At 50.8% G+C, this 23,925-nt stretch carries 21 protein-coding genes and 1 tRNA gene; 11 read left to right on the top strand and 11 right to left on the bottom strand.

Translation table 11 applies throughout. The features are described from left to right. Positions 1-83 precede the first annotated feature (83 nt). The 4 genes from tsaD (at position 84) to ACYVIY_RS28090 (ending at position 3,370) form a co-directional block, all read left to right on the top strand. Positions 84-1,082 carry a tRNA (adenosine(37)-N6)-threonylcarbamoyltransferase complex transferase subunit TsaD gene (gene tsaD, locus ACYVIY_RS28105; protein WP_460979986.1) on the top strand — a complete coding sequence of 333 codons (999 nt, stop codon included), beginning with the start codon at positions 84-86 and terminating at the stop codon, positions 1,080-1,082. 38 nt (positions 1,083-1,120) lie between these two features. Beyond that, on the top strand, positions 1,121-2,029 hold the full coding sequence (locus ACYVIY_RS28100) for an MOSC domain-containing protein (RefSeq protein ID WP_460979985.1): 909 nt from the start codon (positions 1,121-1,123) through the stop codon (positions 2,027-2,029). Between the two features lie 74 nt (positions 2,030-2,103). After that, complete coding sequence (locus ACYVIY_RS28095) at positions 2,104-2,898, top strand: hypothetical protein (protein ID WP_460979983.1); 795 nt, start codon at positions 2,104-2,106, stop codon at positions 2,896-2,898. A 79-nt stretch (positions 2,899-2,977) separates the two neighbouring features. After that, positions 2,978-3,370: a VOC family protein gene (locus ACYVIY_RS28090; protein WP_460979981.1), complete on the top strand. Its 393-nt coding sequence runs from the start codon at positions 2,978-2,980 to the stop codon at positions 3,368-3,370. Between the two features lie 16 nt (positions 3,371-3,386). Here the strand turns inward: ACYVIY_RS28090 and ACYVIY_RS28085 are convergent, their stop codons facing one another. Beyond that, positions 3,387-4,337 (bottom strand): alpha/beta fold hydrolase, encoded by a 951-nt coding sequence (locus ACYVIY_RS28085; protein ID WP_460979980.1) that lies wholly within the window; start codon positions 4,335-4,337, stop codon positions 3,387-3,389. A gap of 129 nt (positions 4,338-4,466) precedes the next feature. Here ACYVIY_RS28085 and ACYVIY_RS28080 point away from each other — a divergent pair, with 129 nt between their 5' ends. Continuing rightward, positions 4,467-4,667: a hypothetical protein gene (locus ACYVIY_RS28080; RefSeq protein WP_460979979.1), complete on the top strand. Its 201-nt coding sequence runs from the start codon at positions 4,467-4,469 to the stop codon at positions 4,665-4,667. 54 nt (positions 4,668-4,721) lie between these two features. Here the strand turns inward: ACYVIY_RS28080 and ACYVIY_RS28075 are convergent, their stop codons facing one another. Beyond that, on the bottom strand, positions 4,722-5,264 hold the full coding sequence (locus tag ACYVIY_RS28075; protein ID WP_460979978.1) for a PAS domain-containing protein: 543 nt from the start codon (positions 5,262-5,264) through the stop codon (positions 4,722-4,724). A 246-nt stretch (positions 5,265-5,510) separates the two neighbouring features. Between ACYVIY_RS28075 and ACYVIY_RS28070 the strand changes: the two genes are divergently transcribed. The 4 genes from ACYVIY_RS28070 to ACYVIY_RS28055 all read left to right on the top strand — a co-directional run bounded on the left by ACYVIY_RS28070 (position 5,511) and on the right by ACYVIY_RS28055 (position 9,178). Further along, positions 5,511-5,587: transfer RNA gene (locus ACYVIY_RS28070), tRNA-Asp, on the top strand. Positions 5,588-5,640: 53 nt separating this feature from the next. Next, entirely contained in the window at positions 5,641-6,738 is a 1,098-nt protein-coding gene (locus ACYVIY_RS28065; protein WP_460979977.1) for a Nif3-like dinuclear metal center hexameric protein, read from the top strand. A gap of 130 nt (positions 6,739-6,868) precedes the next feature. After that, positions 6,869-7,624 (top strand): zinc ribbon domain-containing protein, encoded by a 756-nt coding sequence (locus ACYVIY_RS28060; protein WP_460979976.1) that lies wholly within the window; start codon positions 6,869-6,871, stop codon positions 7,622-7,624. A 93-nt stretch (positions 7,625-7,717) separates the two neighbouring features. Then, on the top strand, positions 7,718-9,178 hold the full coding sequence (locus tag ACYVIY_RS28055; protein ID WP_460979974.1) for a tetratricopeptide repeat protein: 1,461 nt from the start codon (positions 7,718-7,720) through the stop codon (positions 9,176-9,178). An 86-nt stretch (positions 9,179-9,264) separates the two neighbouring features. Here the strand turns inward: ACYVIY_RS28055 and ACYVIY_RS28050 are convergent, their stop codons facing one another. From ACYVIY_RS28050 to ACYVIY_RS28030, 5 genes are all read right to left on the bottom strand, one after another. Further along, on the bottom strand, positions 9,265-10,452 hold the full coding sequence (locus tag ACYVIY_RS28050; RefSeq protein WP_460979973.1) for a phosphoglycerate kinase: 1,188 nt from the start codon (positions 10,450-10,452) through the stop codon (positions 9,265-9,267). An 83-nt stretch (positions 10,453-10,535) separates the two neighbouring features. After that, positions 10,536-10,940, bottom strand: a complete 405-nt coding sequence (gene vapC / locus ACYVIY_RS28045; RefSeq protein WP_460979972.1) for a type II toxin-antitoxin system VapC family toxin — start codon at positions 10,938-10,940, stop codon at positions 10,536-10,538. Then, positions 10,928-11,143, bottom strand: coding sequence for a type II toxin-antitoxin system VapB family antitoxin (locus ACYVIY_RS28040; RefSeq protein WP_460979971.1), 216 nt, complete (start codon positions 11,141-11,143; stop codon positions 10,928-10,930). The genes vapC and ACYVIY_RS28040 overlap by 13 nt, the downstream gene beginning before the upstream one ends. 45 nt (positions 11,144-11,188) lie before the next feature. Continuing rightward, a complete protein-coding gene (locus ACYVIY_RS28035; RefSeq protein ID WP_460979970.1) occupies positions 11,189-12,364 on the bottom strand; it encodes a hypothetical protein in 1,176 nt (391 codons plus the stop codon). Next, the gene (locus ACYVIY_RS28030; RefSeq protein ID WP_460979968.1) at positions 12,351-13,358 is read right to left on the bottom strand and encodes a DUF2157 domain-containing protein; all 1,008 of its coding nucleotides are present in this window, start codon (positions 13,356-13,358) and stop codon (positions 12,351-12,353) included. Before ACYVIY_RS28030 ends, ACYVIY_RS28035 begins: the two co-directional genes overlap by 14 nt. Positions 13,359-13,439: 81 nt before the next feature. Here ACYVIY_RS28030 and ACYVIY_RS28025 point away from each other — a divergent pair, with 81 nt between their 5' ends. Further along, positions 13,440-15,128, top strand: coding sequence for a VRR-NUC domain-containing protein (locus tag ACYVIY_RS28025; RefSeq protein ID WP_460979966.1), 1,689 nt, complete (start codon positions 13,440-13,442; stop codon positions 15,126-15,128). 83 nt (positions 15,129-15,211) lie between these two features. On the opposite strand, the gene ACYVIY_RS28020 is transcribed toward ACYVIY_RS28025, so the two are convergent. The 4 genes from ACYVIY_RS28020 to ACYVIY_RS28005 all read right to left on the bottom strand — a co-directional run bounded on the left by ACYVIY_RS28020 (position 15,212) and on the right by ACYVIY_RS28005 (position 22,078). After that, on the bottom strand, positions 15,212-16,633 hold the full coding sequence (locus ACYVIY_RS28020; protein WP_460979963.1) for a glucoamylase family protein: 1,422 nt from the start codon (positions 16,631-16,633) through the stop codon (positions 15,212-15,214). Between the two features lie 69 nt (positions 16,634-16,702). After that, on the bottom strand, positions 16,703-18,205 hold the full coding sequence (locus tag ACYVIY_RS28015) for a RagB/SusD family nutrient uptake outer membrane protein (RefSeq protein ID WP_460979962.1): 1,503 nt from the start codon (positions 18,203-18,205) through the stop codon (positions 16,703-16,705). 14 nt (positions 18,206-18,219) lie between these two features. Then, positions 18,220-21,234: a SusC/RagA family TonB-linked outer membrane protein gene (locus ACYVIY_RS28010; RefSeq protein ID WP_460979961.1), complete on the bottom strand. Its 3,015-nt coding sequence runs from the start codon at positions 21,232-21,234 to the stop codon at positions 18,220-18,222. Positions 21,235-21,331: 97 nt separating this feature from the next. Then, complete coding sequence (locus ACYVIY_RS28005; RefSeq protein ID WP_460979959.1) at positions 21,332-22,078, bottom strand: class I SAM-dependent methyltransferase; 747 nt, start codon at positions 22,076-22,078, stop codon at positions 21,332-21,334. 331 nt (positions 22,079-22,409) lie between these two features. Between ACYVIY_RS28005 and ACYVIY_RS28000 the strand changes: the two genes are divergently transcribed. After that, a complete protein-coding gene (locus ACYVIY_RS28000; RefSeq protein ID WP_460979958.1) occupies positions 22,410-22,796 on the top strand; it encodes a c-type cytochrome in 387 nt (128 codons plus the stop codon). Positions 22,797-23,925: the final 1,129 nt, after the last annotated feature.

Below are 23,925 nucleotides of genomic sequence, written 5' to 3'. Positions count from 1 at the left end.
CTTAGAGTTCTAAAAGAGGGAACGGTTTAAGAGCAACTTCCATTATACATTCTACAAGAATCATTATCCATTAGTTTTGTACGGTGAATATATTAGCTATTGAGTCTTCCTGTGATGAAACGTCGGCCGCTGTTTTAGCCAACGGTCATATCGTATCGAACGTGATTGCGACCCAATTAATTCACGAAAAATACGGGGGCGTCGTGCCGGAATTGGCCTCACGCGCGCACCAGCAACATATTCTGCCCGTGGTGGAGCGCGCCTTGGCGGACGCAAATTTATCCAAAAAGGAATTATCAGCCATTGCGTTTACGCGCGGCCCCGGCTTGTTGGGCTCATTGCTGGTCGGTACGTCGTTCGCTAAAGCACTGGCCCTGGGGCTCGGCATTCCGCTCATTGAGGTCAATCACATGCAGGCGCACGTATTGGCTCACTTCATCGACGATCGGAAGCCCGCCTTTCCCTTCCTGTGCTTGACCGTTAGCGGAGGCCATACGCAGATTGTGCGCGTGGATGGTCCGCTCGACATGACCGTGATTGGCCAAACGCAGGACGATGCCGTCGGCGAAGCATTCGACAAATCGGCTAAACTGCTGGGGCTTCCGTATCCCGGCGGTCCGCTTATCGACAAATACGCCAAAGAAGGCAATCCGCTGGCTTTTCGGTTTCCGATGGGTGAAATGCCGGAACTGAACTTCTCGTTCAGTGGCATCAAAACGGCGATTATGTATTTCCTGCGCGACAACACGAAGACCAACCCAGATTTCGTTGCGCAGAATCTGGCTGATATTTGCGCCAGCATCCAGCATACGCTGGTACAAATGCTGCTAACGAAGCTCAAACGAGCGGCTCGTGAGACAGGCATTCGGGAAATCGCCGTTGCGGGGGGCGTATCGGCCAACAGTGGCCTGCGCACTGCCATTACGCAGCTTGGCGAAGATCTTAACTGGAATGTATACATCCCCCGTTTTGAGTACTGTACCGACAATGCAGCGATGATTGCCATGGCCGCTCAGTTCAAATACGAGCAGGCCGACTTTACCGATCAGCGGGTAAGTCCCCTGCCCAGGATGGCGTTTTAACCCCCTATTCCGATTACTAACCATTTCTCGTAACGACGATGACAATTTCCGAGCTACGTATTTATCCCGTCAAATCACTCGGCGGCATTTCGGTTACCAAAGCCGTAGTGGAAGAAAAGGGGCTACAGTATGACCGGCGGTTTATGCTGGTCCAGCCCGGCCGCGGGGGCGACGATTCATGGACGTTTATGACCCAACGTACCAATCACCACATGGCCCTGATTGACGTAGCGATTGAGGGTGATACGTTACGGGTATGGCACCGGCATATGCCGGATGATGGGCTGGCACTTCCGCTTGCCGGACCAACTACCAACGACGGTGCCGTCTTGCGGGTTACGATCTGGGACAGTGTGGGCGTGCCAGCGGTGAGCGTTAGTTCGGCGGCCGATCGCTGGTTTACAAAAACGCTCGGTACCGACTGCCGACTGGTGTTTATGCCTCCTGCAACCCGCCGGGAAGTTGAGCCGGCTTACGCCCGCCAGCACGATGTCGTTAGTTTTGCCGACGGCTATCCGTTTCTGCTTATCGGCCAGGCTTCGCTGGATTATCTCAATCAGCGCCTACCCGTCGGTAGTTCGCAAATGAGCATGACCCGGTTTCGGCCGAATATTATTGTCAGTGGAACCCCACCCTACGACGAAGACGCCTGGGATCAGTTTCGCGTGGAGGATATGAAATTTTACGGCGTAAAACCCTGCGCTCGATGCGTCTTGACCACCATTGATCCGGCCACCGGTCAGAAAGGCAGTGAACCACTGAAGACCCTGGCTACGTATCGCCAATGGAAACACAAGATTCTGTTTGGTCAGAACGTATTACCCGACCTTAAGGCGCGTGGTGTTTTACGGGTCGGTCAGACGATCGAGGTTATTAGTCGCCGACAACCCTGGCTAATGGCTCCTGCACCGCTTGCCGCGAATCTGGCCAACCCCCAAAACCTATAAGCCTGTATACGGTTATCTGGCTACAATTTTGTCCACTATCTATTTTGCTTACACCACTACGTACCGCTTATTATTTGAGTTTCCCTGTCGTGATGGGTGCCGTACTGTCGAACCGGATGGCCGCGCGCTTATCAGACGTTGAGCCCATTCACTGGGCTACCCCCATCGTGCTGGCCTTGGCTGTCTTTATCATTTATACGGTCGATCGCCTGCTGGATATTCGGAAAGGCGTAGTACGTACCGCTCGACACACGTTTCATCGTCAGCACGCGGCATTACTCTGGCAAGTTGTAGCCGTTGCTGGTGTGCTGGCTGTAATTCTGGTGTTTTTCCTTCCGGGCAGCGTAGTCAAGTTTGGCATCCTGCTGGGTGGTGTTTGTGCGGCCTACGTGGGGGCCGTGTTTAAGCTCCCGGCCCGCCATCCGGCTCTGCTGCTCAAAGAGCCCCTGGTCGCTACGTTGTATTCAGCGGGTATCTGGGGCAGTGTTTGGGTACAACGGCCTTCAATACAGGGTATCGAGATCGCCGAATTTCTGATGTTTACCGGAATCGCCTTTCAAAATCTGCTTCTGTTTGCAGTTATGGAACAGCAGGAAGCCCCCACGCGGACTGAGCCTTCACTGGCCGTAGCCTGGGGGCAGGAACGAGCCGATGTTGTGCTGCGCGGGTTAACGTTTGCCATCGTTGCAACGGGGTTTGCGCTTTGTTTCTTTACCGAAGATCGTTTTGCGCAGCGGTCAGCCATTATGCTGGGACTAATGAGCCTGACCCTGTACGGCATTCAGCGCTATCCGGCTTATTTCATCAAGCATGAGCGCTACCGCTGGCTGGGCGACAGCGTATTCTGGATGCCCGCATTAGTACTGTAAGCGGGAATCGGCGCATACCGTAGTAGTTCTTGTTAATACAGACGTAGCGATGCACGCTCCAGGCACCGATTTTTGTGCCATGTATATCGAACATCTTGCGATTTGGGTACGTGATCTGGAACGGATGCGTACGTTCTACGAAACATACTTTGGAGCAACGGCTAACAACAAATATGTCAATGCCCAAAAGGGCTTTTCCTCGTATTTTCTGACGTTCCCGCAAAAAGGCGCCCGGCTGGAACTGATGCAAATGACCGGTATCCCCGATTCACAGAACGATGCTCTCACCCAGTTCACGGGCCTGATTCATTTTGCGGTTTCAGTGGGCAGCGAAGCCGCTGTGGATACGCTAACGGAGCGGTTGCGAATAGACGGATACCCAGTCGTTGGTGAACCCCGCCGAACGGGTGATGGCTATTACGAAAGCGTAATTCTTGACCCTGAGCAGAATCGAATTGAATTAGTAGCTTAACAGGGATTAAACTCTATCACTTCACAGCCATTGCTTTCGTTTGGCCATTCTCCTGTACGTCTCGCCGGTTCAAGATATCGAGGATGATCTCCGTCATGTACTCCCGCTTATTGAACACGATATCGTGCCGATTTTCGGGGAGCAGAAACTGCTTTACACGGGCATTGACCAGGTGTTCCTGCGCAAACGATACGTTGGTTGGATACACCAGTTCGTCACGCTGCCCATGAAGCATAGTAATACTAGCCCGAATTTTTGGCCAGTCTGGCAAAATAGCTTCCAGGGCTTCCCGGTGCGCCAGCTTCTCATCGTTCGCCAGACGTAACAACGTCGGAATTCCCCAACGTAACAAAGGCGTGTCAACCCAGTGACTGATTGGATACGTTCGCTCTAATCCCGGCCCCAGTGCCGACGAGACAAATACAACATGATTAACCCGACTCGGATTGTTCATGGCCAGCCGGGCCGACACCGACCCGCCATACGACGAGCCCACAACCATCAAATACGGTGCGTTCCGGTAACGGTTAATCAGCGGCTGAAGCAGTTCTGCCTGCCGGACGACCGATGTTTCGACCCGTCCGAAATCAGAATACCCATACCCTGGACGATCGACAGCTACTAACCGAGCCCGATTGAGCAGCATTGTATCTTTAAAAAACGCATTGAAGAACGATAATGAACTCGGCGCACCATGGACAAACAACACGACCGGCTTTTCATCGCCGGTAGACAGAGTATTCGAGCTAGGTTCGGTTTCCATAAACCGAATGGTCCGCTTATTTCCATCCTGATCGTCAACCTGATAATAATGGACCACAGGACGAATCGCCTGCCCACTAAACTCTTCGGCCAGTTCTTCATCGGTTTGCCGGGAATCAACGAACCAGGCTACGAGTAGCGTTCCCATAGCCAGCACAAGCAGCGAAAAAAATGCCCAGCGGAGGGCACGTAAAAACCGTTTCATAGCAGTGTCATGTATAGGTATAACTGCAAATCTGCGGCCAAAGGTTTTAAAATCTCCGAAAGCTGTGTAAGTGGCAAACATTTAGCCAGTCGTCCCGTTTGGTTGAGAAGACCAAAACCACAATACGTTATGAAAGAAAAAGCCGATGCCCCCGCCCAAATTAGCGAAATTGACCTCGACCGCCCTAACCCGGATACCCCCGGCGATACAGGCATCAGTTCGTTTGCTACGCGCGAAGAGACGTTACAGGCGCTCCAGGCCAATGATGCCGAGAAGATGACGCCGGACGAAGCGAATGAGTTAAGTACTGACGAAGGCAAGCAGGAATAACGACAAACTCCCGACCAGGAATCGACGTAGTACGTTCCTAGTCGGGAGTTTCGTTTACAGTAAAACTTCGTTTTCGACCGCCAGAAAATGCGTTAGTTCGCCCTGGTTGTTGTAGAGAGGGTCAATTTGTACCCGGCAGATATAGGGCTCTCCGCTTTTGCGGTAGTTCAACAGGTCCGCCTTGACCGAATCGGCCCGGCTGAGCGAATCCCGCACCAGCCTTACAGTCGACAGATCAGTCGCTGGGCCTTGCAGCATAGCAGGCGTTTGCCCCACCGCTTCAACGTGCGAATACCCCGTCATTGTCATAAAGCTGCGGCTGGTCCATAGAATCGTTTTGGCCAGGTCGGTCAGGACAAGTGTAGAGCCGGCATTTAGTTTTTTTACGTAGTTGTTCCGTTGCCGGCGCGACAAGTTCCAATCGAAAATGTCGCCAAGCTGGCGGAACAGATTCGCTTCTTTCCGCTGCGCCCGTTCCTGCGCCTGCCGAAGCATGAATATTTCATAACAGGCAACAGGGTATGGTCGGCAGCCATCCTGTTGGGACCGGCTATAAACCCGGTTCACCAGTTCAACGTATGACTCCGACGTAACCATAGTTTAGGGCGTTAAAGAGGAAAGGTACTGCTCATGATTCACAAAACCTAACCGCATAGTGTCAGGAAATAGACCCAGAGACTAAAAATTTTTGCTTCTCAAACCAGTTGATTTCCAAAGAAAAGCTTCGCTATCAGACGGAGATTACAAACTTTTTTTAGCGGGCCTCTTGTGTGTAACACCAAAACCGCCTACTTTTGTGCCACGATCAAGGAAAACAATAACGGTTGACCGGAAATCAAAAATGGTTCGGTAGTTCAGTTGGTTAGAATACCTGCCTGTCACGCAGGGGGTCGCGGGTTCGAGCCCCGTCCGGACCGCCAACAAAAAAAGCCTCGCAGTTAGCGGGGCTTTTTGCATTAAATCTGACCCGGATATGCCCCAAATCCGCGAACTGACTACGTATCTCGAAACGCTGGCTCCCCTAACGTATCAGGAATCTTACGATAACGCTGGCTTACTCGTTGGCGATCCTTCAACCGACATCACGGGCGTTCTGGTCACGCTCGATGCTACCGAAGCCGTAATCGACGAAGCCATTGCCAAAGGCTGTAACGTTGTGGTGGCTCACCACCCTATTGTCTTCAAAGGGTTAAAGAAGTTCACTGGGAAGAACTACGTAGAACGGGCGGTGATCAAAGCGATCAAAAACGACATAGCGCTGTATGCCGCCCATACCAACCTCGACAACGTAGCGGGTGGTGTGAATTTTACCATTGCTGCGAAAATTGGGCTCCATAACGTTCGGATCCTGGCACCTAAATCGCAGGTGCTCAGCAAGCTCGTTACGTTCGTGCCGGTTAGCCATACCCAACAGGTACTTGACGCTTTATACGCGGCTGGAGCGGGTCGGATCGGTAACTACAAAAATTGCAGCTTCCGCGTGGCGGGCACCGGTACGTATCAGGCTGGCGAGGGGGCCAACCCTACGCTGGGCGAGGTAGGCGAGTACCACGAAGAACCCGAGAATCGCCTTGAGGTGATCGTACCCACTCACCAGCAGGATCAGTTGCTCAACGCCCTCAGACAAGCGCATCCCTATGAAGAAGTAGCCTATTATCTGACCACTTTAACTAATCAGAACCAAGAAGTTGGCTCAGGAGCCGTAGGTGAATTACCGGAGCCTTTGGGCGGTCAGGCCTGGTTATCGCACCTCAAGCAGGCCATGAACCTGGATCTGATTCGCTATACCCCCCTGCCCGATCGACCCATACAGCGCGTGGCCGTTTGTGGTGGAGTTGGTAGTTTTTTGCTGCCCGATGCCATTCGGGCCGGAGCTGATGTCTTTGTGACGGCCGATTATAAGTACCACGAGTTTTTCGACGCAGACGGACGTATTGGAATCTGCGATATTGGCCATTATGAAAGTGAAGTCTTTACGAAAGAGTTGATTAGTCAGTATTTGGCGAAAAAATTCACTACTTTTGCGGTAATTTTGTCTGAAACGAACACAAATCCGGTTCGGTATTTTTAATAGTCAATGTATAGTGAATAATATACAATTTCTGAGGAGCTTTTAGGCCGATCAACTTGTTTATCTGTTCAGATACATTCAACCGCATCAGGCGGTCTCCATACATTATTATACATTAACTAACTTCCGAATGGAACTAACGATTGCGCAAAAATTAGACGCTCTTCTGAAACTGCAATCTCTTGATTCTCAATTAGACGAACTCATCAAAATTCGCGGTGGTCTGCCTGAAGAGGTGCGCGACCTGGAAGACGACATCGCCGGCTTCGAAACGCGGATTGGTAAGTTTCAAGCCGAAATCAAGACGCTTGAGGAAGAAATCGAACGCAATCGCGTGGCGAAGAAGGACGCCGAAAAGCTGATTACCAAGTACAAGGATCAGCAAATGAACGTTCGTAATAACCGCGAATTCGACGCTATATCGAAAGAGATTGAATTGCAATCGCTTGAAATTGAACTGGCGGATAAGCGGATCAACGAAGCTCAATTCCGGGTTCGTGGTAAAGAAGAAGAGATCAAAACCACGCAGAACGCTCTGAACGAGCGTAAGGAAGATCTTAAGGCAAAGAAACAGGAACTTGACCAGATCACGGCGGAGAGCCAGGAGGAGGAAAAAGCGATCATCGACCAGCGCGATGAACAGGCTACGACTATCGAATCGCGCCTTCTGAACTCGTACAACAAGATCCGGAGCAATGCGCTCAATGGCTTAGCCGTCGTAATGGTAAAACGGGGTGCTTGTGGCGGCTGCTTCAACGTAGTGCCTCCCCAGCGTCAGGCCGACATCAAAGACAAAAAGAAAATTATTGTCTGCGAACACTGCGGCCGGATTTTCGCCGATGTTGAAGGCGTCCCCGAACCTGCTCCAGTTGGCCGGGGCCGGTAAGCCAGCGCTTTTGAACAAATACATTTTATAAAAGGTCGTCAAATAGGCGACCTTTTATGCGTTTATCAGTGCGCAAAATCTGTCTGGAGATTCATGCTACGTTGCTTTGTCTTACTTCTGTTCACTTCTCAACTGGCGCTGGCGCAGGATTTTGCCTGGACGCCGGGGTTGCAACGCGCTTATGCCGACCTCCAGAAGCTAAAGGTTCAACCCGCCCGTCAGACCCTGACAACCGAACCCGCCAACGGCGTTCGTATTTTTCTGGATGATTACGTGGATATGCTGTCGCTTGTTACGTCCGATGATGACCGGGCCTTCGCCAAGCTAAGCAACCGGGAAGACGAACGGCTCGATGCACTCAAGAAATTAGACGCAAACTCCCCGTGGCAACGGGTTTTCATGGCGGAGGTCCGGCTGCATTGGGCCTTTGCAAAACTTAAATTTGGGAAGGAAATCAGTGCCAGTTGGGATGTGATTCGGGCCTATAAACTCTTGGTAGAGAATCAGAAGCGATTCCCGGATTTTCTACCCACTTATAAATCGCTCGGCACCCTGCACATCATGATTGGTTCAGTACCCGAGAATTATGTCTGGGTGGCAAATCTGCTTGGTCTGCGCGGCAGCGTTCGGCAAGGCCAGCAGGAGTTATTACGGGCTCAACAAGATCCGCTCTTCGGTCTGGAAGCACGACTGATCGATCTGATGGTACGGGCTTACGTGCTTAGTTTCACCGACGCGGACGGACGATCGTTAGAACGGTTAGTCGCTGATCATCCGGATAACCTACTACTCCATTTTTTCGGTGCCACCATTGAACAGAAAAATGGGCATAGTCAGCAGGCGCTTACTTATCTGACCACGCGTCCACTTGATCCGACATATCAGCCCTTGCCTATTATTGAAAACATTCTCGGCGACATTTACATACAAAAAGGTCAGTACGGTACAGCCACAGCACATTTTCAAAAATTCCTGGCTGTATATAAAGGACAGAATTTCATAAAAGACTCGTATTGCAAATTATTCCTGTGTAACTGGTTAGCCAATGAAGCCGACGCTAAATCACGGTTCTATTTAGAAAAAGTTGTATCCGCAGGAAGAACAACCGTTGAATCGGACAAGACGGCCCAGAAATTTGCTGAAGCGTATTTGAAACAGAGTACATCACCCAATCAAAAAGTGCTGATGCGAGCCCGACTAGCCTCCGACGGCGGATTCACGGACAGTGCACTCGCGTACCTCCGCCCCTACCCCGAAAGTAGGTTTTCGCTAACCGTTGAAAAAGCGGAATACAACTACCGAATGGGGCGCATTTACCAGCGCCGGAACGACGCTGACGCAGCTATTCCTTACCTAAGTCGCGCTTTAGCGTTAAGCGAAGCTGAACAACTTTCGTTTGGGGCAACAGCTGCTTTACAACTTGGCTACATTTACAAACAAAAAAACGACCGCCTTAAAGCACGGTCGTTTTTTCAGAAGGCACTCAGTTTTAAGCGTCACGAATATAAAAACAGCGTAGACAACAAAGCCAAAGCCGCTATGAGTCAGTTATAAAGTTATAGCGTCATATAGTTGTAGAGTTAACAAACTAACTACTTTCCAACTATATGACGCTATAACTTTATAACTATCTAATTCAGTTAGTCAAGAGCGGCTACGCCGGGGAGGACTTTACCTTCCATATATTCGAGCAGAGCACCACCACCAGTTGATACGTAGCTTACACGGTTGCCGTAGCCTGCCTGATTTACAGCCGAAGCCGAATCCCCACCGCCGATAAGCGAGAAAGCGCCGTTTTCTTCAGTAGCTTTCACAACGGCTTCCGCAATCGCGTTCGTTCCGGTCGCAAAATTCGGGAACTCAAATACGCCCATCGGACCGTTCCAGAGAATCGTTTTTGACTGTAACACTACGTCCGTAAACAGCTTGATGGTCTCTGGACCAATGTCCAGGCCCTCCCAACCGTCAGGAATTTCACCTTTGTTTACGGTCTGGCGATTGGCGTCATTCGAGAAATCGTCCGCGCAGACATTGTCGACGGGCATGTAAATTTTTACGCCTTTTTCTTCGGCTTTTTTCAACAGCTCCAGCGCTAAATCCTGCTTATCCGCTTCGAGCAGCGACTTACCAATCTGACCACCCTGCGCCTTAGTGAACGTATACGTCATACCTCCGCCGATAATCAGGTTATCGACGTTATCGAGTAGTTTCTCGATGATGAGAATTTTGTCAGAGATTTTGGCACCGCCCATAATAGCCGTAAATGGCCGTTCGGCGTCGTCAAGCACTTTTTTGGCGTTGTCTAACTCCGCCTGCATGACGTAACCCGCTACCCGGTCCGTAAAAAACTGCCCCATAACGGCCGTACTGGCGTGCGCACGGTGTGCTGTACCGAAGGCGTCGTTCACCCATACATCGCCAAGTTTCGATAGCTTTTCGGCAAACGCTACGTCTCCTTTTTCTTCTTCCTTGTAAAAACGAAGATTTTCGAGCAACAGGATTTCGCCGGGTTGCAGACTCGCGGCTAAGTCGGTAGCTGACTGGCCGATGCAGTCGTCAGCGAATTTCACCTCCCGCCCGAACGCTTCCTTCAAGGCCGGAATGATGTGTTTGAGCGAATATTTCTCTTCGGGTCCCCCCTTTGGCCGACCCAGGTGCGACATAAGAATAGCTGAGCCACCGTCATTGACAATTTTCATGACAGTTGGAATGGTGGCTTTAATGCGCGTATCGTCGGTGATGTTGTACTCTTTGTCGAGCGGAACGTTGAAGTCCACCCGAACGAGGGCTTTTTTACCAGCGAAGTTGTAGGAATCTACGGTTTTCATGCGACTGCGTATGGTCGTTGGTTTGCGAGGCCAAACTTAGCAGTTTTTCGGCAGACGCGGTTGGTGAAGTTTGCCTTTACTACTCACGGTGTAACCAGGCGCAGTGCTGTAAAACGAGCGATCTGATCAAAATCAGCGTCGTTATGCAAAATCGGTATGTTATGGAAGATAGCGTAGTGAGCAATCAGACAATCATTCGGCTTACGGATTGTTACGCCTTTTTTGCGAAGGAAACGATACAACTCAGCAGCGCCAATAGCCGCTTCGATAGGATCTAATGTAAGTATGGTATGGGCTAGCATACCTTCCTTGATCTGGCTGTATCGATTGTCGTCCCTTACACCCTGTAGTACTTCTTGCAAAATCGTTGGTGTAACATAAATGGGTTGATCGGCAATGGTGTATTCTACAATAGTACTAGTGTATGTATTCTTCACACCCCGAAACGCATCAACCCAAATGGATGTATCAACGATCATTGATCCCATTCATTTGGGGTTAAATCGGTTCTCATCTTTTCCAAATCACCATCCCACTCAACTTTCCCGAATAAAGACAGTAAGTTCTGACGAGCCTGTCGATTTATGTATTCTTGAAGAGCTAGCTCTACTATAGCTTTCTTTGTCTTCAGATGACTTAAGGCCATAGCTCTCTGAAGCAGTTGATCATCGATATCGATATTGGTCCGCATAGAGTCAAATTCGTTTATACACAAATATAACGAAATCTATACACATTAATACTGCCCTTCGCTGCCGCCACCGCCGAAGTTGCCTCCGCCAAAGCGTAGGTTATCCTTCGGTGTTTGTTGCGCTCCGGCCGTGGCCTGAATGGCACCTATTGTTTCAGCATTGACAAAAAAACTGTCGGGCGAGTCGTCATCAGGAGCATCCGTAAAACCGCTTCGTGGCTGACTAAAAAATCGAATACCGGCTACGGCTATACCAATCAGAGCGAGTCCGGAAACGGCCAGAAAAACATTGAGCGAGAGCCAGCCTACATATTCGTGTACTGTCGCTACGGCGGCCATGATTCCAATACTACCCAGAATGATCAGCATCCGGTTCTTCTTCGTAAAGCCTTGCCAGAGGTAAATCGTCGGGATTAGAAATGTCAGCAACCAGAACAGCCAGGGCAGGTTGATCTCAGGTGCGTCGGGCAAACCTGAACCCAACAATACTCCGTTCATTTCCCGAACTACATAATAGTTTCCACCAGCAGCTAACACGATTAGGGCAATCCACTGAATGAGGTTCACTGGATCGGCGTAGTAGGGTGAAACTACGAACCTATTGACAGATTGTCGGGTAATGGCGTACAGGATTCCTGATACACCCATCATCACAAATGGGAGTACATCTTTCCCCCACGTAACGTCCAGCAGGCTATCAAAAATAAAGGTATAGAACGTGGCTAAAGTCAGAAACGCGATTAATGTATCGCCATAGTACCACAGTATGAGGAGCAGCAACGGCAGTGTAAACAAACAATTGGCCCAGAGGGGTAACGTAGCAGGCAGAAACTGGTTGAACCCCATGGCTAAAAAGCCAGTGAGCGTAACCACAAACGCATTGTCGACACCGTTGCGGTATAGTGATCCGCGATTAATAATCAGATGGTTACCAACGACCAATGCCAATCCGAATATGAGATTGAACAATCCATACGTATGTCGGTCGTCGAGCCCACTCGATACAATGGTTGTCAGCAGCAGATACGTACCCAGAATTGCTACTGTCGTAAACAGGAAGAGACCAATCTCAATAAAACCATTAGTCCGTCGAAATTCGACGGGATACGTTTTGCGAACAACCGCCATTTGGTCATCCGTCAATAGTTGTTGCCGGTGCCACGGCTCGGCCTGGACTAACACGGCCCGGTTATAAATCCCTTGTTCGTTATAAGCTTTCATTGGCTGCGTTTCCTTTGGGCAGTTGTCTCATCAAGTAAGCGACCAGGCCAATGCCCGTCAGGATAAAATACCAGTAATAGGCACCATCATCCCATTGGGCTGCGTGCAGGTAATGAAAAAATATGTACGTAACGCCGATGTAGCCATATATTGCGCTCATCAGCAGAAACAGAAACGACCCTTCGCTGGACCGGTTCGCTTTCCGTTCGCGCCGGGCGTACCGATCGAGGGCGAAACAGGCGCCCGCCAACCCCACCGCAAACCATACCACCGACTCTTCGAAGTTGAACAGACCGCCCAGTAAGGCCACTAGCAACAGGTTTCCGGCAATGGATATATAAGTGAACGTGAAGTGTGCTTTAATACGGCGCTGTTCTAAGCCAAGCCCCACCCCGATCAGCACAAAAGCGAGCAGAATGGCTGAGAGAACGGTTCGCTGGTCGAAGAAATTCGTTTTAAAGTACAGTTCCAGCGGCCGAACCGTTACGCCAACCCAGGAAATCAGGGCCGTCAACGCCATACCGAGTATGCCCCGGTGATCAAACCGATACGCTAGTGGTAAAAAAAGCAGCGCAGGCAGTAGGGTCACCAGCCCATAGCGCGTACCAAATACGTTGTAGGCGTACTGCGCGTATCCTTCCAGCGTCAGGAACAACAGGCAGGCCATAATCAGGGCGTAATCGCCGAAAGTCGACCGACTCCTTGTCTGGTCAGGTGTCCAGGCCGGTCGGTTGCGCCAGGCGAAGATAAAGCAGGCCCCGCAGCCTACGGCCATAGCCAGCAGCAGCGCCCCATGACCGATCTGATCGAAGTTATCGTAAACCAGCAGCCCTAACCCGCCACTCAGCAACAGGATACCAATGTATAACGTCGAACGCAGTTCCCAATGCAGCGAAAACAGCTTCTGCTGCTCCGTCTGAGCAATTCGGTTCTGTTGGTCCAACGGTAGAATACCTTGTTTACTTAACTCGTTCAGGACATCGGTTGGGGACATAAACGGCAATTTTGGTGTTCTATTTATGCAGAGAAATCAACAAAAAGTTGTACAATATTGCGGTTTTACTCCGCCTTACCCATGATTGGACGTCAAAAGGCTTTACTCACCCCGCGCTACTACCTCGACAACTTCCGCTACGTGCTCGATTTTGTCAAACGCCTGTACGGTAGCCTGTTAAACGACGCTGAATGGACGTTCATCCGGCAGTTCGAAGCGCTTAGCCTCGACGCTCAGTGCTTGTACGTGCGGTTCAGCAACCGGAAAGGGTTCTTCTTTCGCATCAACAAGCTACAGTATAACGAAATTAACGACCTTCCGGCCGCAGTTGGCGAGTTATTGCTGGCCGGATTTATCGAACGACTCTCGGCGCATCATGAAATTATGGGCGAAGAAGCGCTGGGCATCTTTACAAAACCCGAACTTCTGGAGTTGTTGCCCCTGGAGCCCGAGGAGGTTCGTCCTTTGAACAAAGAGAAGAAAGAAGGCGTCGTTCGCTACGCGTTGCAGGAGTTGAACTTTGCCGAAGTGGTGACGAGTCTGACCACCCGCGAAACGGTTGTCAAGATGAACTTTGAAGCCGAAGGTATGATGATTAAATACCTCTTCTTCGGCAACCGGGGTAGCAACATGACCGAATTCGTCGTACGCGATCTGGGCATGGTTAACTTTGAGCGCTACGATGAAAGCAAGCTAACCGCTCGGTTCCGGTCCCGTAAAGAAGTCGAAGACAAGCTCCTGATTTCGCTTACGAACGAGGAGTTTTATGAGCTTAAAGAAGCTGAAACACCTGCCGAAGACATTTATAACTGGTTTCTCAACTGGAACGAAACCCGACCCGAATTAACCGAAATCGCCATTCCGGGTTACCAGCGGCTGGTTTGTAAGGTCGGAGCTTATCTGGAACGCCAGAAATTGCCCGAACAAGCGCTGGCTGTTTACGAGTTGTCGGACCGGGTACCCGCGCGCGAACGGCGCGTTCGGCTGTTGTATAAAAACGGATCAGTAGATGAAGCGCTCGCCCTCTGCGATGAGATTGCCGTAAATCCCTTGAACGCTGAGGAACGGTACTTTGCCAGTGACTTTCGGGAGAAGATTCTAAGTGCCGGGGCAAAAAAACGATCGCGAAAAGCGACCACTCGTTTTTTGTCGGATGCCGAAAGCCTCAACATTCCTGCAGCTTATCGCCATCACGTTGAAGCCGGGGTTATGAATCACTATCTGGAGCAGGGGTACGACGCAGCATTTACCGAAAATTATCCCTGGCGCGGGCTGTTCGGACTGGTATTCTGGGACATTATCTACGATGCGAACGTATCGGCGATTCACCATCCGCTGCAACGTGCACCGTCTGACTTTTACCTGCCCGATTTTTACCATAAGCGGGAAGAACTGCTCAGAAAAAGGCTTGTCGAACTTGAAACCAAAGATGATTGGCGACGCCATACCGGCCGGATGTTCAATGCTAAATACGGAATCACCAACGTACTGGTCGATTGGTCGGACGAGCTATTGACGTTGGTACACCGGATGATTGAACTAATGGACACCGAGCAGCTACGCCTGATCCTGCTGGAGATGGCACGTAACGTTCGCGAACATACCCGTGGTTTTCCTGACCTCCTGGTCTGGAACGAGCAAGGGTACTACGAGTTCGTTGAGGTCAAATCCCCAACCGACCACCTGGGTCCGCAACAGTTACACTGGCTGGAATTTTTCCAGACGATCGGCGTTCATGGCAGGGTCGTTCGGGTGATTTGGGAGTTGTAACTGATGAGATTCACCTTTCTTCGGTAGTTGCTGACGCTAGGCCCCGCCACGCGTCAGCCATTAACATCAATTCATACTAATTGCTACTGCGCCAGCCAACCGCCCGAAAACCCAGCTTTGATCAGGCCACGGCGAATGTGCGGATTTGTCTTCATTAGATTCCAGACAAAGTTCGAGCGTAGGTTCTCGGCCATAATAAGAATTGGTCCCTGATCGATACCCAGATAATCAATATCGAACCAGCCGTCTTTGGTTGAACCATTGGCGAAGGTGGATGGGTACCGATACGTTGGATTAAAGGCGTCGCGGAAGCCGTAGTTTCCATAGAGTTTGCTGCCGTATTTTGCTTTCATAGCTCGTAAGGCTGGCACGCAAATCTCCGGAGCAAAAGCCATTGACCCGCCAGCGGCCGTAGGAGCAATCGTGCCGTCGTCGACAATCTGTGTACTGGCTGCTCCGCGAGCGCGGTACGAAAAAAACTGCTTTCCGGTAACCGTTGTATCTTTTGGGCCGTCGCAGGCCGTAAGTCCCCAAATCGTTGGCCCATAATCCTGCCACTTCCCAGGATTGGCTATGCAATACGCCCGGTTGGCGTACGTCGCCCGACGCGAATTCTCAAAATAATCGATGCCTTTGCCGCGCATGTATTCATCCCGAATGCCCCGAAAGTCGATCCAGCAGTGCGAATATTGATGCCCAAACAGAGGATCAAAGTTGACGTGGGTCTGGTCGTAGAAAGTAGCCCAAGGGTATGACTTCGTCCAGGCCGACCACACTTCATTATCAACCGGATGCGTAGGCGAACCCAAGGCCAGTACGTAGAGCAGCATGGCTTCGTTATAGCCGGTCCAGTCGCTTTTAATAAATCCGGTTTCGGGGTGCCAGCCCATCGAAACAAACGGCCGGGATGCCGGACCGTTTTTACCCTGAATCCAGGTCCAGTCTACCCGATTGTAGATCTGGTCGGCCAGTTGTCGGATTTCGGTTTCAGCGGGTGTGTTCTGGTCAAAGTACGTTTGAGCGCTCAAGATTCCGCCTAGTAGCAAAGCTGTGTCAATAGTCGACAATTCCACCTGCTTAAATCGCTCACCCGTTTTCATATCCAGAAAGTGGTAGAAGAAGCCTTTGTAGCCCACAACACCCGTGGCCTTGTCCGACTGTGGAGCTTTCGCGAAAAAACGTAACGTTCGCAAGGTTCGGTCGGCGGCCTGTACGCGTGTGATATACCCCCGCTCAACCCCGATCAGATACGACGTCAGGCCGAAACCAACGGCGGCTATACTGGCAAATGAAGGAGTTGGCGCCCGATCAGGTACAAGTCCATTATCAGAATTTGTCATTTCCCAGAAATACCGAAACGTATCGCGTTGCAGACTGTCCAAGAACGTCTGATCCGAAGCAGATAAACCGGTTGGGGTTTGCCTTGCCGGTTGGGGCTGTGCTTTGGGCTCGCAACAAATTAGAAAAAGTGAGCAGGTGAGAAGAATCGTCAGGACCAGTTTCATACGCGAGAGTCAATAAAAACGGTGGTCAACGACCCATGCTGAGCCGTTGACCACCCGATATATCTACAACTAATACCCTGGATTTTGCGTCAGTTGGCCACCGCTCAACTGAATCTGCGGTTGCGGAATCGGGAATACTTCGTGCTTTCCGGCCACAAAGTTCTTTCCATGCGCCCGAAGCACTTCAGCAGCCCGCCCTTGACGTACTAGGTCAAAATACCGGTCGTGTTCAAAAGCCAGCTCCGCACGACGTTCGCGCCAGATTGCCTGCCGTAACGTAGTCTGATCGGTTGCCGTTACGTTCGGTAATACGCCCGTCTGAGCGCCCCTGGCCCGCGCCCGAACTAAATTCAGCGAGGTGACCGCTTTGGCAGACTGCCCTAATTCATTGGCCGCTTCGGCGTTCATGAGCAGTACTTCGGCGTAACGTAACACCCGGATGTTTTTGTTGGTCTCCCACGTATTGCCGTTATACGTTTCTTTCGTCCGGCTCACGTAGGCTTTGTAGTTGTACCTCGGATTTTCAACGTCTGCGCTGACAACCTGTCCATCCCAGAGGGTATCGCCCCGCTCAATGATTGTAGCGCTCCTGCGCGTATCGCCTGCTTCATAAAAACGAGACAAATCTTCGGTGGGCGTATTGAAGCCCCAACCCCAGCCGGTGGTACCACCCCGCGCACCCTGCGATTCAAAATACCCCTGAACACCCCGGTTTGGCGTAGTACCACGGCCCTGGATTTCAAAAACCGATTCGGGTCCGTTCTCCGACGATTCACGCCAGAGTTCAGCATAATTCGGCAACAACGAATACTGCCCCGACGTAATGATTTCGTCGGTTAGCTGCTGCACGACATTCCATTTTTTCTGGTACATCGAGACTTTAGCCAGCAAGGCTTTTGCTGCGCCTTTCGAAGCCCGGCCGAGGTCATTCGCATTGTACTGCGATTTTTCGGGCAGACTAGCCACGGCGGTTTGCAAGTCAGCTTCAATCAGGGCGTAGACCTGTTCCCGCGTAGCCCGAACCCGCCCCAGCTGAATGTCCGTTTGATTGGTCGGGTCGACAACTTTGGTGATCAGCGGAACGCCCCCGAAACAACGTACCAGATTGAAATAAAAGTAAGCACGCAGAAAACTAGCTTCGCCAATGAGCCGGTTCTTCAACGTATCGTTGATCGTCAGCGAAGGCAGGTTCTGCAAGGCCTGATTCGCGCGTGCGACCCCTTCGTACTGCCCGGTCCAGACTTCGTTGAACGACAGGCTCGATGGTGTAAACGTAAAGTTATCCAGTTGATCTTTATCGGTTCCCGTATCGCCCGGTGAGCTTCCTTTGTCGGCATCATCGGAGGTCATACTGGTGACTCCATTCCAGGAAAAGGAATGAAAATTCCAGTCGAGCATTTTAGCGTATACGGCATTGACCAGGCTAGTGGCCGCATCCGTATTGCTCGAAAAAAAGTCGGTTGGCGTCTGCTGTCCCTGTGGGGGCACATCCAGAAACTTCTGCGAACAACCGCTGGCCAGCATTAAGCTGCCAACAAACAGGTAGGTAATTGCTTTATGAAACGTTTTCATGTTGAGTCGTTCGATTAAAATCCAATGTTTAAACCAGCCAGATACGCCGACGTAACGGGGTACGTGCTTAGCTCGATACCCGCGTTGAGCGGGTTACTGCCCGGCAACTCCGGTGTGTAGCCAGAGAAGGCTTTGATGGTTACCGCATTTTGGGCCGTAACGTAGAAACGCACCCGATTCAGCTTGATCCGCGACGTAACGTCTTTGGGCAGCGTATAACCCAGCGTAATGTTGTTTATGCGGAAAAACGAGCCTGATTCAATGTAATACGTCGACGAAATGGGAACGGCATTACTGGCGCGGGGCTCGGTGTTGCTGGGATTCGTAGAAGTCCAGCGGTTGGCGCGGGAGGCTTCGATGTTTTCGTTACCAAAACGCTGCGCCTTCTTTCCGTTGTAAACTTTGTTTCCAAAATTGGCGTACCAGTCGGTCGAGAAATCGAATGCCCGGTAGGTCAACCCGCCGTTTACGCCGAAATACAGTTTAGGCTGGTATGAACCGACAAATACCCGGTCGTTATCGTCAATGATGCCATCACCGTTCTGGTCGACATACCGGAAATCGCCGGGCTTCGTGCCTTCGATACGGGGCGCTGCATTGATCTGATCCTGGCTCTGGAAAATGCCGTTTGTTTGCCACACCCAGAAGCTGCCAACCGGTTGCCCGATAGCCGTTCGGGTTGTGTACTGCCCGTTTCCAATACCGCCTTCGTTAATAGGCAAACCGCCCTGTACGTCTTCCAGTCGGTTTCGGTTGATGGTTACGTTGGCCCCGACATTGTACTGAAAATCAGCGCTCGGACTGTTTCGCCAACTTAGAGCAGCTTCGAAGCCCCGGTTCCGGACACTGGCGGCATTGGTCAGGAAAGAAGCGTCAGCGTCCCCAAATATGGCATCAATTGGCCGCGTGAACAGCGCATCGCGTGTCAGCTTGTTATAATACGCGACTTCGCCGGTCAGTCGGTTGTTGGCCAGCGCAAACTCTAAACCGATATCCGTACCCGTCGTTACTTCCCAGTGCAAGTTCGGGTCGATCAGGTTCGTGATGGTACGTCCCTGCTGCAAGGTCTGATTAGGTCCCAACGCATAATCCTGTCCACTGGCAATGGTGTACAAAAATGCGCTCGGGTCGATGCGGTCGTTACCGGTCTTACCCCAACTCACGCGGGCTTTCAGGACATCAAACGGGGTTTTGTTTTTTAGAAACGATTCCTCACTCAGTACCCAGCCGACACCGATCGATGGAAAAAATCCCCAGCGGTTATTCGCCGGAAACTTGCTCGATCCGTCGTAACGGGCTGTAGCCGTCAGGAGGTAGCGATCGGCGAAGTTGTAGTTTACCCGGCCGATGTACGACTGGCGGGTTTGAATACTGCCCGTTTCGCTATTGGTTGCCGACGAGGCATTACCAGTGTTCAGGTAAAAATAATTTGACTGGGGTGGCACGTCCTGCCGTCCGCCCGTTAAGACGTTATCCTGGAACCGCTCAGCTACGTAACCCGCCAGCACTTTTACGTTATGTCGTTCCGCAAACGTATTGGCATATTCGGCGGTGTTGGTCCAAATCCAGCGCGTGTTGTTCACCCGGCCCGACGTCAACGCACTCGTCTGGTTAAACTGGTTGGCCGATACGCGGTACACCGGATTGTAGTTAAACGACCGGTTCATGTTCGACTCAATGCCGAAGTTCGACAGCAGCGTTACCTTTTTGAGTACGGTCAGGTTGCCGTAAAACGAACCTTGCAGCCGTAATCCACGCGACTTATAGTTCGTGTAATCCAGTTGAGCTACCGGGTTAGCGACGTTGTTGCGCGAGGTGAACCCATACGTACCATCTGGGTTGCGAGCGGGTACCGTTGGTGCCTGCTTGTAGGCATTCGTAAAGGCCGAAAAGATGCCCGAACTGTTCGGAATGGCCGGATCGTTTGCACTCGACAGGTTTGAGTTGTCGTTTGCCAGACTAAGGTTGTGGCCCAGTTTTAACACCGGCGATAAGGTGTATTCGTTGTTCAGACGTAGCGTCAGCCGGTTGTACTCAGTGCCTTGGAGAATCCCCTTCTCACTGAAATAACCTGCGCTGAACAGGTACGTCGTTTTGTCGGTGCCTCCGCTTACCGACAGCGCGTGGTTATGCTGAAAGCCGGTCCGGGTAATGGCCTTAAACCAGTCCGTATTGGCTGTAATCGCACTCGGGTCGAACGGCAAGGCTGCATTCGGATCATCGTAGCGAACGGCTTCGTTGTTATACTGCGCAAACAACTGCGCGTCGGCCAGTTGTACCCGATTCGTCGGCGTGCGAATCCCTACGTAGCCATCGTACGTAACACTAGGCGCGCCCGTCCGACCGCGTTTGGTCGTAATCAACACAACACCATTGGCAGCTCGCACGCCATAAATAGCCGTTGCCGACGCATCTTTCAGCACATCGACCGACGTAATGTCTGACGTATTGATGTTCCGGATGTCTTCGGTAATGATTCCGTCGACAACATATAACGGATCAGCACCGCCCAGCAACGTACCGGTTCCGCGTATGCGCACAGTAGGAGCCTGTCCCGGAGCCCCTGAGTTGATGATCTGAACACCGGCAACCTTGCTTTGCAGCGCCTGCGTCGCCGACAATACCGGCTGACGAACCAGCTCCTCCCCTTTCACCTGAGCCACGGCACCCGTTACGTCTATTTTTCGTTGAGTACCGTAGCCGACCACTAACACTTCCGTCAGCGAGCGGGCGTCGGAGGCCAACTGAACATTCAACTGCGACCGGCCGTTAAGGTTTTGCTCCTGCGTGGTCATGCCCACCATCGAGAAAACAAGGGTTGCGTTGTTGTCCGCAACCGATAGCGAGTAGTTACCGTTCGCATCGGTAACCGTGCCCGTTGTGGTGCCTTTGATCAGCACACTAACACCGGGTAATACAGAGTTATCGCCTTGGTCGGTGACTCGCCCTGTAACCGTCAGGTTCTGAGCCTGACACAGGTTTGAGATGGCCAGACAGGCCATTATAAGTACGTAGCCTAACTTTTTCATACGTGAGTATTAGTTTGAATCTATCGGACAAATATACCTTTAAGCAAAAATTAATACAATTGTTACCCGGCATAATGCCAAGTGACTGACTGGTTACTTACTCAGCAACGATTTTCCCCATACGCAGAAACACCGGAAACTGCACAATCCGCTCCTCAGTAGACCATCTGACAGCCAGTTGCTCTTGCAGGGCCTTTACCGGATCTTCTTCATTTTCGTGGATATATTGCCGAACAGCCGACCACGTTCGCAGGTAATTCAGAAACCGATCAAGCGGCCAGGTACGCTGCACCGTAAACTCACCCCATCGTACGTCGGCAAACGGAAAGGGCAGCGTTTTATAACCATCGTCGATGTATTTGCGCTGGGGGTCCCAGTACGGCCCAACCCGGTTGCGGTAAAAATCGAGCAGGGCCGGATCGAGATCAACTCCAATCTGCGCCAGTCCGTACCCCCACTCAGCAATGACCGCCCCCGGCTTAGCCACCCGACGAACTTCCCGATGAAACGCCCGGACATCGAACCAGTGGAGCGCCTGCGCAACCGTGATCAGATCGAACGTAGCGTCGGCAAAGGGCGTTTGCTCCGCCGGACTGACCTGGTACCGTATGTGGTCGTGTGGCGTAGCGCGGGCCAGTTGGTTCTCGCTGATGTCGGTAGCCTCCACAATTGGAAAGAAATCGGCCAGCGACCGGGCAACCTGTCCGTTACCCGTCGCGCAGTCCCAGGCCCGTTGTCGCTCGGGAACATCGGCCAGGATAAACTCGTATAACTCCGTGGGGTAGTCGATGCGGTACTGCGCATACAGATCAGCATGTCCGGAAAAACGATCAATTGGTGTCATCAGTCTACAATTACAAGAAAATCAAAAATCAGTTAAAATGGCCTTTCGGGACTATTTACAGCGAACAGGCTGTTCGTGTGTGGACCAATCCTGGCAAAATTATTCCTGCGTATTAAACTATTTAGGGAAAGAATTGTCGAACAATTGTTATAGTGATAATCACAGTGCTATTGTGTATGTGCAGGCGATAGTCGCTTCGATCGACGAGGACGAAAGTCTAGAATAAGAAAAAGCAAAGTCGAAATTGGCTTATCGCCCGAAACGTCTATTTTTGTGAGGTTCACTACAACCTGTGGTTCAGTTTTACTAAACAATTGCTTACCTAATTCACATGAAAAAACCGTTTGGCTTTTTAATCGCTGCGGCATCGTTAGTCCTGGCTTCTTTCAACGCTAACGCACAGGCTCCAACGGCCGACATTCCGGCGGATATGAATGCTTTGATGAGCAAATACACATGCATTGCCTGCCACCGCCCTAATCAGCGCTTAGTTGGCCCGGCCTATGTAGATGTAGCTAAGAAGAAGTATTCGAACGAAGAAATCGTTAACCTCATTTATAATCCAGTGCCTAGCCACTGGCCAGGTTATCCGCCAATGGCACCGATGAAGCAGGTGCCGAAAGAAGACGCTATGAAACTGGCGGTCTGGATTAACTCGCTGGACAAAACCCCTGCGAAAAAAGCGAGCACCAGCAAAAGCAAATCCAAGAAATCGTAATCCGCTTTCCTGGTTCGATAATCTGAAAAACAAAAACGCTCCAACCCGTCACGGGCTGGAGCGTTTTTGCGTTAAACGGCTCAGGGTACGAACTGACCAGACTACGGTGGCCTCAGGCTGATACAGGGAATCTCGTATATTTAGTAGGTAGCGGTCATAGCAAGCTATTCGGCAAACCATTCGCAACTGATTTTAATCGTGAGCAGAAACAGATGATTAAGCAGTATTCGGTTCTTATATGCGTATCGACTTCTGTGGTTTTGCTATTTATTTCCGTCTTTCTTTATCCGGGCGGCTCAATCCTTGACAGTAACTCCACTGGGTTTGACTGGTCGAAAAATTTTATAAGCAATTTGTTCGCAGCAAAAGCGATAAATGGTCAGGAAAACCCTTCCAGAATTTGGGCAATCATTGGCATCGCTTTCCACTCGGTTGGTTACGGTGTTTTTTTCACCAACACGTCAAAAAAAATAGCTCACCCACATGCAGCCCCTGTTCTCTACTACGTAGGTGTGTCGAATATATTCTTTACGTTCTTAATCGCTACGCCCCTGCATGATCTAATGGTAATCGTTTCAGGGACTTTGTCGATGGTTGGCTTCTTTTACATTACCGTATTCACACGCAGGACAAAACTTCGTGTACTCAGATTCTGCTGTATTCTTTGCTTATTGATTTTTTACTATACTTTTTTCTTATACGGATTCGGCAATTGGGGCTTGCTGGCAATCATGCAGAAAGTTTCCTTTATCAGTTCAACCCTGTTAGTTCTAGGAATAGAGTATTTCACCAAAGTAGAAGACTTCCAACAGATCACACTCCACAGACAGAAATTATAAGTAAGGTGCTGATGCTGCATCGTGGCAAGTTTGCGGATCTGCTACAGGGTGCAAAATGTATGAGTAAGTCTCTCCAATGGTGCGAATTGACAAACATTATGTGTGAGCATTTACAACCCTTGGAGAACTATCTGAAAACTAAGGGCATTTCAGAAACCTTTCGTGGAAAGGCATGGTCTGACCACTGTAGAGAGTGGGTCTACTTCGATTGCGTATTGGAAACAGAACGGTTGAGGGCAAAACTTCAGCTTCCTTCTTTTGTGACGACACACGAAAACACAGATTTAAAG

The organism is Spirosoma knui (assembly GCF_054780635.1).
The sequence above is the reverse complement of the archived record's forward strand: the minus strand, read 5'-3'. Positions and strand labels throughout refer to the sequence as shown.